Source organism: Intrasporangium sp., from assembly GCF_051961875.1.
Lineage (GTDB): Bacteria > Actinomycetota > Actinomycetes > Actinomycetales > Dermatophilaceae > Intrasporangium_A.
The window spans coordinates 1-11,850 of record NZ_JBQCCV010000156.1; the positions used below are offsets into that span (position 1 = coordinate 1).

General features: G+C 70.9%; 11 protein-coding genes and 2 tRNA genes. 2 read left to right on the forward strand and 11 right to left on the reverse strand.

Annotated features, from left to right (window positions below):
* Positions 1-67: 67 nt before the first annotated feature.
* The 6 genes from ACTHJJ_RS09405 to ACTHJJ_RS09430 form a co-directional block, all read right to left on the reverse strand.
* A tRNA-Glu gene (locus tag ACTHJJ_RS09405) sits at positions 68-143 on the reverse strand.
* Between the two features lie 87 nt (positions 144-230).
* Positions 231-305: transfer RNA gene (locus ACTHJJ_RS09410), tRNA-Gln, on the reverse strand.
* A 57-nt stretch (positions 306-362) separates the two neighbouring features.
* On the reverse strand, positions 363-1,151 hold the full coding sequence (locus tag ACTHJJ_RS09415; RefSeq protein WP_440302682.1) for an HAD family hydrolase: 789 nt from the start codon (positions 1,149-1,151) through the stop codon (positions 363-365).
* Positions 1,144-1,809, reverse strand: coding sequence for a GNAT family N-acetyltransferase (locus ACTHJJ_RS09420; RefSeq protein WP_440302683.1), 666 nt, complete (start codon positions 1,807-1,809; stop codon positions 1,144-1,146). The genes ACTHJJ_RS09415 and ACTHJJ_RS09420 overlap by 8 nt, the downstream gene beginning before the upstream one ends.
* A gap of 1 nt (position 1,810) precedes the next feature.
* Positions 1,811-3,397, reverse strand: coding sequence for a glutamate--tRNA ligase (gene gltX, locus ACTHJJ_RS09425; RefSeq protein WP_440302692.1), 1,587 nt, complete (start codon positions 3,395-3,397; stop codon positions 1,811-1,813).
* Between the two features lie 42 nt (positions 3,398-3,439).
* Positions 3,440-4,219, reverse strand: a complete 780-nt coding sequence (locus tag ACTHJJ_RS09430; protein WP_440302684.1) for a fumarylacetoacetate hydrolase family protein — start codon at positions 4,217-4,219, stop codon at positions 3,440-3,442.
* Between the two features lie 80 nt (positions 4,220-4,299).
* On the opposite strand from ACTHJJ_RS09430, the gene ACTHJJ_RS09435 reads away from it, so the two are divergent.
* The gene (locus ACTHJJ_RS09435; RefSeq protein WP_440302685.1) at positions 4,300-5,196 is read left to right on the forward strand and encodes a 3-methyladenine DNA glycosylase; all 897 of its coding nucleotides are present in this window, start codon (positions 4,300-4,302) and stop codon (positions 5,194-5,196) included.
* On the opposite strand, the gene ACTHJJ_RS09440 is transcribed toward ACTHJJ_RS09435, so the two are convergent.
* Positions 5,160-5,564, reverse strand: coding sequence for a VOC family protein (locus ACTHJJ_RS09440; RefSeq protein WP_440302686.1), 405 nt, complete (start codon positions 5,562-5,564; stop codon positions 5,160-5,162). The genes ACTHJJ_RS09435 and ACTHJJ_RS09440 overlap by 37 nt on opposite strands.
* A 144-nt stretch (positions 5,565-5,708) precedes the next feature.
* Between ACTHJJ_RS09440 and ACTHJJ_RS09445 the strand changes: the two genes are divergently transcribed.
* Positions 5,709-6,302, forward strand: coding sequence for a class I SAM-dependent methyltransferase (locus ACTHJJ_RS09445; RefSeq protein ID WP_440302687.1), 594 nt, complete (start codon positions 5,709-5,711; stop codon positions 6,300-6,302).
* Positions 6,303-6,332: 30 nt separating this feature from the next.
* Here ACTHJJ_RS09445 and cimA read toward each other — a convergent pair whose 3' ends face one another.
* From cimA to ACTHJJ_RS09465, 4 genes are all read right to left on the reverse strand, one after another.
* A complete protein-coding gene (gene cimA, locus ACTHJJ_RS09450) occupies positions 6,333-7,913 on the reverse strand; it encodes a citramalate synthase (protein WP_440302688.1) in 1,581 nt (526 codons plus the stop codon).
* Between the two features lie 259 nt (positions 7,914-8,172).
* A complete protein-coding gene (locus tag ACTHJJ_RS09455; protein ID WP_440302689.1) occupies positions 8,173-8,973 on the reverse strand; it encodes a Cof-type HAD-IIB family hydrolase in 801 nt (266 codons plus the stop codon).
* A gap of 5 nt (positions 8,974-8,978) precedes the next feature.
* Positions 8,979-10,100: a branched-chain amino acid aminotransferase gene (locus ACTHJJ_RS09460; protein WP_440302690.1), complete on the reverse strand. Its 1,122-nt coding sequence runs from the start codon at positions 10,098-10,100 to the stop codon at positions 8,979-8,981.
* 138 nt (positions 10,101-10,238) lie between these two features.
* Positions 10,239-11,303 carry a 3-isopropylmalate dehydrogenase gene (locus ACTHJJ_RS09465; protein WP_440302691.1) on the reverse strand — a complete coding sequence of 355 codons (1,065 nt, stop codon included), beginning with the start codon at positions 11,301-11,303 and terminating at the stop codon, positions 10,239-10,241.
* Between the last annotated feature and the right edge of the window lie 547 nt (positions 11,304-11,850).

Here is an 11,850-nt window from a genome sequence, read left to right on the forward strand (position 1 = left end):
GGGGCGGCTGCGCGTCTCCCGCACACGGCGAAGGCCCGGATCCGCGAGGGATCCGGGCCTTCGTGCATGGTAGCCCCGACCGGATTCGAACCGGCGCTACCGCCTTGAGAGGGCGGCGTGCTAGGCCGCTACACAACGGGGCCATGCGGTGTGCCGAGCGAACCCGGCGCGAGAAGAAACCTTAGCGTGAACTTCGGATTTCTCCCAATTCGGCCCACCGGAGTGGACCTTGGCTGGGGTACCAGGACTCGAACCTAGAATGGCTGAACCAGAATCAGCTGTGTTGCCAATTACACCATACCCCAATGGGTTTCACGTCCGAGCGGGCCGAAGCACGCTGCGGGGCGAACCGAAGAGGAATACTACCGGTCCCCTCGCGAGGACCCAAATCGGCCGTTGTCGGGGCCGGAGACGGCGTCCCCCGGGGCCGCGACGAGCACGGCCGTGATCTCATCGAGGCTGCGCACGGACACGTGCCCGACCGACCCCCTCCCAGCACGGTCGAGCCAGACGCCACGCAGCCCGGCGGCGATGGCACCGACGACGTCCCACTCGAGGCTGTCGCCGATGCAGACGGACCGTGAGGGGTCGGCGTCGACGAGACGGCACGCCTCCAGGTAGACCCGCCGGTCGGGTTTGCCGAAACCGAGCGTGTCCGTCGTCACGATGATCCCGTCGAAGCGTTCGTCGAGCTCCAGCGCCTCGAGCTTGATCATCGTGTCCACGTGCGTGGAGTTCGTGAGCAGGACGACCGAGACACCGGCCCCGTCCGCTGCTGCGAGCAGGGCGGGAACGTCGCCGAAGAGCCGCTGGGCCGTGCGGAAGGCCGGCAGGTAGGCCGCCAGATAGCGGTCGTGCGCGTCCTCGGGCAGCTCCAGAGAGAACGCCTCCGCGAGGTCGCGCAGCCGCCCCAGGCGCATCTGCTCGATGGTCAGCTCTCCGGACGCATAGCGGCGGAACCACCGGCCCGGGTCCTCGTAGTAGTGCAGCGCGAGGTCCGCGTGGGCGTGCTCCGTACCAGGCCAGAGCGCACGCGCGGCGTGCGTGCCGGCGTCCGTCATGGCCGCCCGCGTGTCCACGATCGTGTCGTCGATGTCGAGGACAAGGGCCTGTATGCCGCTCAGTTCGCTCTCGAGGGTCCGTTCAGTCACGCGCAGCTCCCAACCCGAAGAACGGCATGGCAGCCGCCACACCCTGGACCGTGACGGGGGCACCGTGGCCGGCCTCACGCCACTCGGCTGCCTCCATGCGCAGGTGCTGCAGGCGGCGGCCGTTGTGCTCGAGGACGGACGTGTGGGTCTCGCGGTACCCCAGCCCGCGGGAGACCCCGAGCGACGGGGCGTTCTCCACGTAGGCGGACGTGACCGCGGCGACGGCACCCAGGCTGCCGAACGCGAGCTCGAGGACGGCGCCGCGCATCTGCCGGCCGAGACCCTTGCCGCGTGAGGAGGCCACCAGCCAGGACGACGAGTCGACGGTCCGATCGGCTGCCCACTCCGGCCCCTCGAGCCACTGCCCGCCGATCACCCGGCCCTCGCGCCGCACGACGAACGGCAGGGCCCACCCCTTGGGGGACCAGGTGCCGAACGCGTGCCAGTAGCCCTGCGCGACGACGGCACGACGGTTCCCCCGCCCGCCGAGGCCCTCATAGCTTGTGGCGCCCGGGTCGAGCTCGAGGTCGGGAGGCAGCGCCTGCCAGACCTCCTCGAGGTCGGCCTCTGTCATGACGTGCAGCTCGAGGTCGGGCGTGCCCAGCCGGATGCCGTGCAGCGGCCAGAACGGCTCCTGGCGCTCCCCTTCGCCGGTCACGTCAGAGCGAGTCGCGCAGCCCGCGGAGGCGGTTCAGCGTCGAGGTCTTGCCGAGGATCTCCATCGACTCGAACAGCGGCGGCGAGATCCGGGCCCCGGACACGGCGGTGCGCAGCGGACCGAAGGCGAACCGGGGCTTGATGCCGAGCCCCTCGACGATGGCCGAGCGGAGCGCCTCCTCGATGGCCGCGGCGTTCCACCCGCTGCCGGTGCCGAGGACGCCGGTGCCATGGTCGTCGATGTCGCCGAGCACCTTGATCGCCTCGTCGAGCACGCCCGCCGCGTCGTCCTTGAGCTGCGCCCGCGCGTCCTGCTGGATCTCGAGCTGGTCGTCGGCGACGAAGAACGGGGCGACGAGTGCCGGCGCCTCCGTCAGGAGCGCCATCCGTGTCTGGATCAGCTCGGTGACCGCCTTGAGCCGGGCGAGCTCGCCGAGCGACGGGCTGCCGGAGAGGACCCCCGCCTCCTCGAGGTAGGGCAGGAGGCGCGACGCGAGCTCGCCGACCTCGAGGGCCCGGATGTAGACGCCGTTCAGCCACTCGAGCTTCTTGAGGTCGAAGATGGGGCCGATCGGGTTGACCTTGCTCCAGTCGAAGCTCTTGGAGAAGTCCTCGAACGTGAAGACCTCGACGTCGTTGCCCTCCGCGTCCTGCTGCGGGGGGTAGGCCAGCAGCGCAAGGAAGTTCACGAGCGCCTCGGGCAGGTAGCCCTGCTCCCTGAACCAGGTCAGACGCGCGGCGGGGTTCTTGCGCTTCGAGATCTTCGACTTGTCGGTGTTGCGCAGCAGGGGCATGTGCGCCCACTTGGGCGGCTCGAGGCCGAGCCAGCGATAGAGCAGGATGTGCTTGGGCGTCGAGCTGATCCACTCCTCGCCGCGGACCACGTGGGTGATCCCCATCAGGTGGTCGTCGACGACGACTGCGAGGTGGTAGGTCGGGAAGCCGTCGGCCTTGAGGATGACCTGGTCGTCGGGGCGCGGCGCCGAGACCTTGCCCCGGATGACGTCGTCGAAGGTCAGTGGCGCGTCATCCGGGATGAGCATCCGCACGACGGGCGTCTCGGTGAAGCCGGGCAGCTGGGCCCGCTCCTCGCGGGTCTTGCCGTAGCAGAGCCGGTCGTAGCCGGTCGGCTGCTTCGTCTTCTGCTGGATCTCGCGCATCTGGTCGAGGCGCTCCTTGGAGCACCAGCAGTAGTAGGCGTGCCCGTCCTCGAGCAGCCGGTCGACGTAGGGCCGGTAGGTGTCGAGGCGCTCGGACTGCCGGTAGGGCGCGAACGGCCCTCCGATGTCCGGCCCCTCGTCCCAGTGCAGGCCCAGCCAGGCGAGGGTGTCGTAGAGCTGCGCCTCGCTGTCCTCCCGGAACCGCGCCCGGTCGGTGTCCTCGACCCGCAGCACGAACTGGCCGCCCTGTTGACGGGTGAAGGCGAGGTTGAAGAGCGACATGTAGGCGGTCCCGACGTGCGGGTCGCCCGTCGGGGAGGGCGCGACACGGGTGCGCACCGGCCCGGACCCGTCCGAGGTGCTCCGCCGCGGTTCGGGAGCCGGCCGCACCTCGACCTGGCTGTCGTCGGGGACGGGACTTAGCGGCATACGGGGGTCAGTCGACTCACTCACAACGGGCCAGCCTAGTGCTCAGCGTCGGACGAACGTGTTGGTCAGGGAGCCGATGCCCTCGATCTCGACGGTCACCTGCTGGCCCGCCTCGACGAGGCCCACGCCGGCGGGTGTCCCGGTGAGGATGACGTCGCCCGGCAGCAGCGTGAACGCCGCCGACATGTGCTCGATGAGCCCGGCGATGCCGTGCACCATGTCGGAGGTCCGGCCGTCCTGGCGCACCTCGCCCTCGAGGGTCGTCCGGATCGACAGGTCCGACGGGTCGAGCTCGGTCTCGATCCACGGGCCGAGCGGGCAGCTCGTGTCGAACCCCTTGGCCCGGGACCACTGGCCGTCCCGGCGCTGCCAGTCGCGGGCCGTCACGTCGTTGGCGATCGTGTAGCCGTAGATGCACTCGGCGGCGTTCTCGGCCTTGACACCCTTGGTGATCGTCTTGATGACGACCGCGAGCTCGCCCTCGTACGAGATCTCCTCGCTCCCGCGCGGGAGCACGACGGGGTCGAACGGGCCGACGACCGCGGTGTTCGGTTTGAAGAACATCAGCGGCTCCTCGGGTACGTCGCCGCCCATCTCCTTGGCGTGGTCGGCATAGTTCCTGCCGATGGCGACCACCTTGGAGCGCGGGATGACGGGCGCGAGCAGCCGGACGTCGTCGAGCATGACGGGGCCGTCACCGGACGGCTGCAGCCCGACGTAGAGCGGGTCGCCGGCGAGCGGAGTGATCACCTCGTTCCCCGGGTCGCCCTGGACGATGCCGTATGCCGGGTCGTCCCCGGTCGTGTACCTCGCGATGCGCACGTCGCTCAGTCTAGAGAGGCCTCCGTATGCCGCTCAGTGCCCTCCGTCGCTGCGGCCCCGCAGGCGCCTACCCTTGTGGGGTGCAGACCCTGACCGAGGCCGAGTGGCGCGCCGCGACGGGTGCCCACGAGGCACGGGTCGACGCGCTCACGGCCGGCTACCGTGCCCGACGGGCGGACGGCCGCAAGCACCCGGTCGAGGACTTCCTCTTCACCTACTACCCGTGGACCCCGGCCCAGATCCGTCGGTGGCACCCCGGCGCGGGCATCGCGCTTGCTACCAGCACGGCTGTCCCGCAACAGAACTGGCGCTTCTACGTCGCCACCGGCGACCTCGTTCACGTCGACGTCGATGCCTTCCTCGGCGCCCGCGGAGACACCGTGCGCTTCGTCCGCGACCTCGTGTCGCGCACCGCCGATCGACCGGGACGGTTCGGCTGCTTCGGCCTGCACGAGTGGGCCATGGTCTACCGCCTCAGCCCGGAGAAGGTCCGGCACGCCACCTGGCCGCTCCGACTCGGACAGGAGGGCACCGACGCCGTCGTCGAGGCGCACCAGATCGCCTGCTCCCACTTCGACGCGTACCGGTTCTTCACGCCGGAAGCCGCCCCGCGCAACCTGCTGCGGCCCACCCGGGCGGCCCAGGCGGCATACGAACAGCCGGGATGCCTCCATGCCGGGATGGACCTCTACAAGTGGGCCATGAAGCTCTCCCCCGCCATCGGCAGCGACCTCACCCTTGACGCGTTCGAGCTCGCCCGCGACATCCGCGAGCTCGACATGCGGGCGGCGCCGTACGACCTGCGCGAGCTCGGCTACGAGCCCGTACCGATCGAGACGCCCGAGGGCAAGGCGGAGTACGTCGCGGCACAGCGCGGCTTCAGCGAGCGTGGTCAGCGGTTGCGCCGCCGGCTGCTCGGCACCCTCGACGGCCTGCTCGCTCAGGTGCCGGCGGTGGGTTCTTCCGCGTCGAGGTAGAGGCAGAACGGGTGGCCCGCGGGGTCGAGCATGACCCGCACGTCCTCCTGGGGTTGGTGTTCGGCGAGCTCGGCACCGAGGTCCACCGCGTGGGCCACCGCCGCATCGAGATCGCCGACCTGCAGGTCGAGGTGGAGCATCATGATCGGCTCGCCGGGCCGGCTCGGCCAAATCGGGCGGGCATAGTTCGGCTCCTGCTGGAAGGCGAGGTTGTAGCCGGACGTCTCGTCGGGCGCGAGGGTGGCCCACTCGGGGGTGTCCTTGAACAGCCGCCAACCGGTGAGCCGTTGGTAGAAGTGGGCCAGCTCGGACGCATCCGGGCAGTCGAGCACGACGCCGAACCACTGCGGCGCGGTGGGAAGGGACATCGTCCCAGTGTGCTCGACGGCCGGCCGCTCCGGGGCCCTTGAGGCAGGCCTCTTTCGGAGCGCGACGCTCTGGACAGGGTGATGGGCCGGTGCCAACAATCGAAGGGCGAGGCGCCGGTGAGCCCCGCGGGAGGGGTGGAGGCCATGACGTTGTTGTTCCGAGCGCTCTACCGTGTCGGGTTCACCCCATGGGACCGGGGTGGTCCCATCCCGGCGGAAGGTGACCAGGTCCTCGATCTGCTCGCGGAGCAGGAGAACCATGAACCACCGCCGCACGGCCGGGCCCTCGACGTGGGATGCGGCAAGGGGCGCTACTCGGTCGCGCTCGCCAAGCGGGGCTGGCTGGTGACCGGGGTCGACGCGGTTCCGCGCGCGCTCGATGCCGCACGGGCAAGAGCGGCCGAGGCCCGGGTGGAGGTCGACTTCATCCAGGGGGATATCCGCCACCTGGCCGACCTCGTGGAGCCGTCCTGGGACCTCGTCCTCGACGCCGGTTGTTTCCACGGCATGTCGGATGCGAGCCGACGGGCACTGGTCGACGCGGAGAACAGGATCTGCGAGCCGGGGACCACTCTCGTGCTCATGGCCTTCGAGCCGGGCCGGAGGCCGGGACCGCGAGGGGTCACTCGCGACGACCTCATCACCGCCTATCAGGGATGGAGGCTCGTCGACGACGCGCCCCTCCAGTCGGGCCCGGGCTGGCTCCATCCCCGGGTCTACCGGTTCCGCCGGACCTGAGGCCGGCGGGCGAGAACCCAGGCGGGTCGGTCAGCGAATCGGGACACCCTGCCGGACCAGACCGTGCACGAGCCCGTCCACGAGCGCCCGCCACGACGCCTCGATGACGTTCTCGCCGACCCCGATCGTGTTCCACGAGGTCTCGCCGTCCGAGGTCTCGATGAGGACGCGGGTCACGGCGTCGGAACCGTGCGAGGCGTCGAGGATGCGCACCTTGAAGTCGATCAGCTCCAGCTTCTCGATCTCCGGGTAGGCCACGGCGATCGCCTGACGCAGGGCGTGGTCGAGGGCGTTGACCGGCCCGTTGCCCTCCCCCGTCGCGACCGTGCGCTGGCCGTCGGCGTGCAGCTTCACCGTCGCCTCCGACACGGCCCCGCCGGAGCCGGTCGCCTCGGTGATGACGCGCCACGACTCGACGTCGAAGTAGTCGGTGCAGCCCGGCTCGAGGGCGCGGCGCAGCATCAGCTCGACGGACGCGTCGGCGGCGTCGAAGGTCCAGCCCCGCAGCTCGAGTTCCTTGACCTCCGCCAGGACCGAGGCGACCACCTCGGGCCGGGCCGAGACGTCGAGGCCCGCCTCGCGCGCCTTGAGCTCGATGCTCGCCCGCCCGGCCATGTCGGAGACGAGGGTGCGCATGCCGTTGCCGACCCGGGCGGGGTCCATGTGCTGGTAGAGGTCCGGGTCGACCTTGAGGGCGCTCGCGTGCAGGCCGGCCTTGGGCGCGAAAGCGCTCGCGCCGACATACGGCTGGCGGCTGTAGGCCGGGACGTTGGTGATCTCGCTGATGGCGTGCGCGACCGGCATCGCCTGGCGGAAGGCGTCGGGGTCGAGCGGGTCGAGGCCGAGCTTGAACTGGAGGTTGGCGGCGACCGTGAGCAGGTCCGCGTTGCCGGTGCGCTCGCCGTAGCCGTTGACGGTGCCCTGCACGTGCGTGGCGCCGGCGCGGACGGCGGCGACCGAGTTCGCGGCCGCGCACCCGGTGTCGGTGTGGCAGTGGGCGCCCACGCGGGCTCCCGTCGAGGCGATGACGTCGGCGACGACCTGCTCGACCTGATGCGGCAGCATCCCGCCGTTCGTGTCGCACAGGACGACGACCTCCGCGCCTGCATCGCGGGCGGTGCTGACCACGCGGAGCGCGTAGTCGCGGTCGAGGTGCCAGCCGTCGAAGAAGTGCTCGGCGTCGAGGAAGACCCGGCGGCCCTGGGCCACGAGGTGGCTCACCGTGTCCCGGACCATCTCGAGGTTCTCCTCGAGGGTGGTCCGCAGGGCTTCCTCGACGTGCCGGACATGTGACTTGGCGACGAGACAGACCACGGACGTGCCGGCGTCGAGCAGGGCCTGCACCTGCGGGTCGTCGGCCGCGGACGAGCCGGCCCGACGCGTCGCCCCGAAGGCCACCAGGGTCGCGCGCTCGAGCGCGAGCTCGCGCCCCGCCCGCTCGAAGAACTCCGTGTCCTTCGGGTTGGCGCCCGGCCAACCCCCCTCGATGAAGTCGACCCCCAGCCCGTCGAGCAGGCCCGCGATGGCGAGCTTGTCCGACACGGAGAGGTTGAGCCCCTCCTGCTGGGCGCCGTCGCGCAGGGTCGTGTCGTAGACGTGGAGCGCTTCCATGCTCTGTCCCTTGGTTCCGTCGTTCTCGGTGCTCTTCTCGTGTGCCGCTCAGCCCGGTCGGCCTGCGGCGTTCCCCTCCGGGGTGGGTCGGGAAACAAAAAGACCCCCCAGGGTTCGGGAGGTCTGCGCGACGAGGGTCTCTCGTCGCGCTAGGCGATAATGAGCGTGGCGGTGGCCACGAGGTGCTTCATCACAAGGGTCACGGTAACCGACCGGCCAGAAGCCCCGGTCTCCCGTCCAGATCGTGGATCCCGGCTGCTCACTGGGCGACCAGCGGCTCGAGCGCTCGGGCCACACCGTCCTCGTCGTTGGCGCCGCAGTGGGCGTCGGCCGCCGCAACCACGTCCGGGTGCGCGTTCGCGACGGCCCAGCCGACCCCCGCCCAGACGAGCATCGGCAGGTCGTTGGGCATGTCACCGAAGGCCCAGACGTGCTCCGGCCCGATGCCCAGCTCGGCCGCCCACCGCTCGAGCACCACGGCCTTGGTCACGCCGGCCGCGTTGATCTCCGCCAGTCCTCCGGCACCGGAGTAGGCGAAGCTCGCCCGCTCCCCCACGACCTCGCTGACCCGCTCGAGGAAGTCGGCGGCCGGCAGCGACCGCGACCGCGCGAGCAGCTTGCCGACCGGCTCCCCCGCCAGCTGTTCGATCGGCGCCTCGACGGCGTCCTCGGGGACCGGGTGGAGCGGGTCGTGGGCGAAGCCCGCCTCGAACCAGAGGCCCGAGGCCCGTTCGGCTGCGAAGGCGACGTCCGGCACGGCCGCCCGCACGTCGGCGACGAGCGAGCGGACGACCACTTCCTCGAAGCCGTTCGCCGACAGGACCGTGCGCGCACCCACGTCGTAGACGAAGGCACCGTTGCCGCAGATGACGGTCCCGTGCCCGGCGACCGCGTCCGCGAGCGCGTCGAGCCAGCGAGGCGGCCTCGCGGTCACGAAGACGACCTCGATGCCGGCCTCCTCGACGGCGACGAGGACCTGGGCGGTCCGGTCGGACAGGGTGCCGTCCGACCGGAGCAGCGTCCCGTCGAGGTCGGTCGCGACGAGCCGGGGGCGCTCCACGTCGGTCAGGCCAGCCGGGTCATCCAGCCGTGCGTGTCCTCGGCGCGGCCGTACTGGATGTCGAGGAGCGTCGAGCGGAGCTTCATCGCGATCGTGTCCTCGTGCCCGGACTGGCGGTGGTCGCAGGAGCCGCCCTCCCAGCGCAGCTCGCCGACCGGGGTGATGACGGCCGCCGTGCCGCAGGCGAAGACCTCCGCGAGCTGGCCGCTGTCGGCGGCGTCCTTCCACTCCTGGATCGGCACCGGCCGCTCCTCGGGGGTGAGGCCCTCCTGCTTGGCCAGCTCGAGGATCGAGCTGCGCGTGACGCCCTCGAGGATCGAGCCGGTCAGCTCAGGGGTGACAATCCGCCCGTCCTTGTAGACGAGGAAGAGGTTCATGCCGCCGAGCTCCTCGATGTGGGTGTGTGTCGAAGAGTCGAGGAAGACGGCCTGGTCACAGCCGTGCTCCATGCCCTCGAGCTGCCCGGCGAGCGAGGACGCGTAGTTGCCGCCGCACTTGGCCGCGCCCGTGCCGCCGGCGCCGGCGCGCGCGTACTGCGTCGAGATCCACAGGTTGACCGGCTTCAGCCCACCGGCGAAGTAGGCACCGGCCGGCGACGCGATAACCGCGTAGGTGACGTGCTTGGCCGGGCGCACCCCGAGGAACGCCTCGGAGGCGAACATGAACGGGCGCAGGTAGAGGCTCTTCTCGCCGCTCTCGCCGGGCTCGGGCACCCAGGCCTTGTCGACGGCGACCAGCTGACGCAGCGACTCGATGAAGTCGTCGGCCTCGAGCACCGGCAGGGCCAGCCGCCTGGCGCTGTTCGCGAACCGGGCGGCGTTCGCCTCGGGCCGGAACGTCCAGACGGACCCGTCCGCGTGACGGTAGGCCTTCATGCCCTCGAAGATCTCCTGCGCGTAGTGCAGGACGGCCGCCGCGGGGTCGAGCTGGAACGGGCCGTAGGGCTGCACGCGGGCGTTCGCCCATCCCTCGTCGGCGGACCAGTCGATGACGACCATGTGGTCGGTGAAGGTCTTGCCGAACCCCGGGTTCTCGTGGACCTGCGCGATCGTCTCGGCCTGCGCGGGGTCGGGCCGGCGGCTGACCTCGAAGGAGAGCGCGGAGCGGGTGGACGTCGTGTCCGTCATGGGGAACCTCCAGGGATCGGCGGTGATCGTCGTCAGGCTATCGCCCACATGGTGAGACAGCGAAAGCGAGCCCGACGAGCAGGAGTCGTATGCCGCTCAGCCAGCTGAGCGGCACAGGTGAGGGTGTGCCTGGCCCGGTCAGAGGCGCGACGCGATGGCGTCGCCGACCTGTGGGGTCGAGCGGGCGGCGTCGCCGCGCTCGGCGAGGTCGGCCGCGACGGCCGCCTCGATGCGCGCCGCGTCGGCGTCGTGGCCGAGGTGGGCGAGCAGCATGCCGACCGACAGGATCGTCGCCGTGGGGTCGGCCTTGCCCTGGCCGGCGATGTCGGGCGCGGAGCCGTGGACCGGCTCGAACATGCTCGGCGCCGTCCGGTCCGGGTTGATGTTGCCGGAGGCGGCGAGGCCGATGCCGCCGGCGATGGCCGCGGCGAGGTCGGTGATGATGTCGCCGAACAGGTTGTCGGTGACGATGACGTCGAAGCGGCCGGGGTCGGTGGCGAGGAAGATCGTGGCCGCGTCGACGTGCTGGTAGGCCGTCTCGACGTCCGCGAACTCCGCGGCGACCTCCTCGACCGTGCGCCGCCAGAGGTGGCCGGCATGGGTGAGGACATTGTGCTTGTGCACGAGCGTCAGGTGCTTGCGGGGCCGGGCCTGGGCCCGGGCGAAGGCGTCGCGGACGACCCGCTCGACGCCGTACCGAGTGTTGACGCTGACCTCGGTCGCGATCTCCGCCGGGGTGCCGACGCGCAGGGCGCCGCCGTTGCCGACATACGGGCCCTCGGTGCCCTCGCGGACGACGACGAAGTCGATCCCCTCCGGGGCGACCCGGTCGAGGTCGAGGGGGCTCGCGACGCCCGGGTAGAGCTTGGCCGGGCGCAGGTTGACGTAGTGGTCGAGCTGGAAGCGCAGGGGCAGCAGGATGCCGCGCTCGAGCACCCCGGACGGGACGGTCGGGTCGCCGATCGCGCCGAGCAGGATGGCGTCGTGCTGGCGCAGCTCATCGACGATGCCCGCGGGCAGCGTCTCGCCCGTGCGGTGCCAGCGCTGCGCGCCGAGGTCGTAGTCGGTCGTCGAGACCTTCGGACCGCCCGAGCTCCCGATCGTGTCGAGGACCTTGAGGCCCTCGGCGACGACCTCGGGACCGATGCCGTCACCCCCGATGACGGCGATGGACAACGAGTCGGTGCGGTCTGCGTCTGCCATGGGCCACAGCCTAGGGCTCGTCTTGTGATGTGGGATCCACATCTCAGGAAGCGAACACGACGAAGGGCCCGGCCAACTCGGCCGAGCCCTTCGGTGTCTGGTGAGTGGGGGTCACTCGTGCTGATTGGCTCACTCGTCGGTGTGGCCCTGCTCCCGCAGGTCCATGCTCTCCTGCAGTGCGCGGCGGGCAGCCTGTGCTTCTTCGGTCATGATGATCAGTCCCTGTTCGTTCGTCTGGTGATGTGCGGTCCGGGGGCTCCAGCCCTTTGAGGGCGAGCCAGTCAGCGTTGGAGGCGTCGCGGGTTCTCCGCGGCGAGGTCGCTGACTACCTGGACTCGCCGCGGCGGATAAGGATGAGTACCTGACGCCGCGTCATGTCTTCCAAGGTACGCGCGCTCACCATGGCCACAAGGGGTTTCCCACGACCCGAGACGGCCGCTGGTGCAGCACCCTCCCCGAGACAGGTATGCCGCGGGGGGGGGGGCCGGCGGGGGGCGCCGGGGGCGCCCCCACCCCCCGACGGCTGGGGGGTGGGGGGGCAGGGGGG

Bases quoted from the DNA above. Each gene is read 5' to 3' on its own strand.
- gltX (WP_440302692.1), bottom strand. From the start codon at position 3,397: ATGCCGCTAAGTCCCGTCCCCGACGACAGCCAGGTCGAGGTGCGGCCG.
- ACTHJJ_RS09440 (WP_440302686.1), bottom strand. From the start codon at position 5,564: ATGTCCCTTCCCACCGCGCCGCAGTGGTTCGGCGTCGTGCTCGACTGC.
- ACTHJJ_RS09445 (WP_440302687.1), top strand. From the start codon at position 5,709: ATGACGTTGTTGTTCCGAGCGCTCTACCGTGTCGGGTTCACCCCATGG.
- cimA (WP_440302688.1), bottom strand. From the start codon at position 7,913: ATGGAAGCGCTCCACGTCTACGACACGACCCTGCGCGACGGCGCCCAG.
- ACTHJJ_RS09460 (WP_440302690.1), bottom strand. From the start codon at position 10,100: ATGACGGACACGACGTCCACCCGCTCCGCGCTCTCCTTCGAGGTCAGC.
- ACTHJJ_RS09465 (WP_440302691.1), bottom strand. From the start codon at position 11,303: ATGGCAGACGCAGACCGCACCGACTCGTTGTCCATCGCCGTCATCGGG.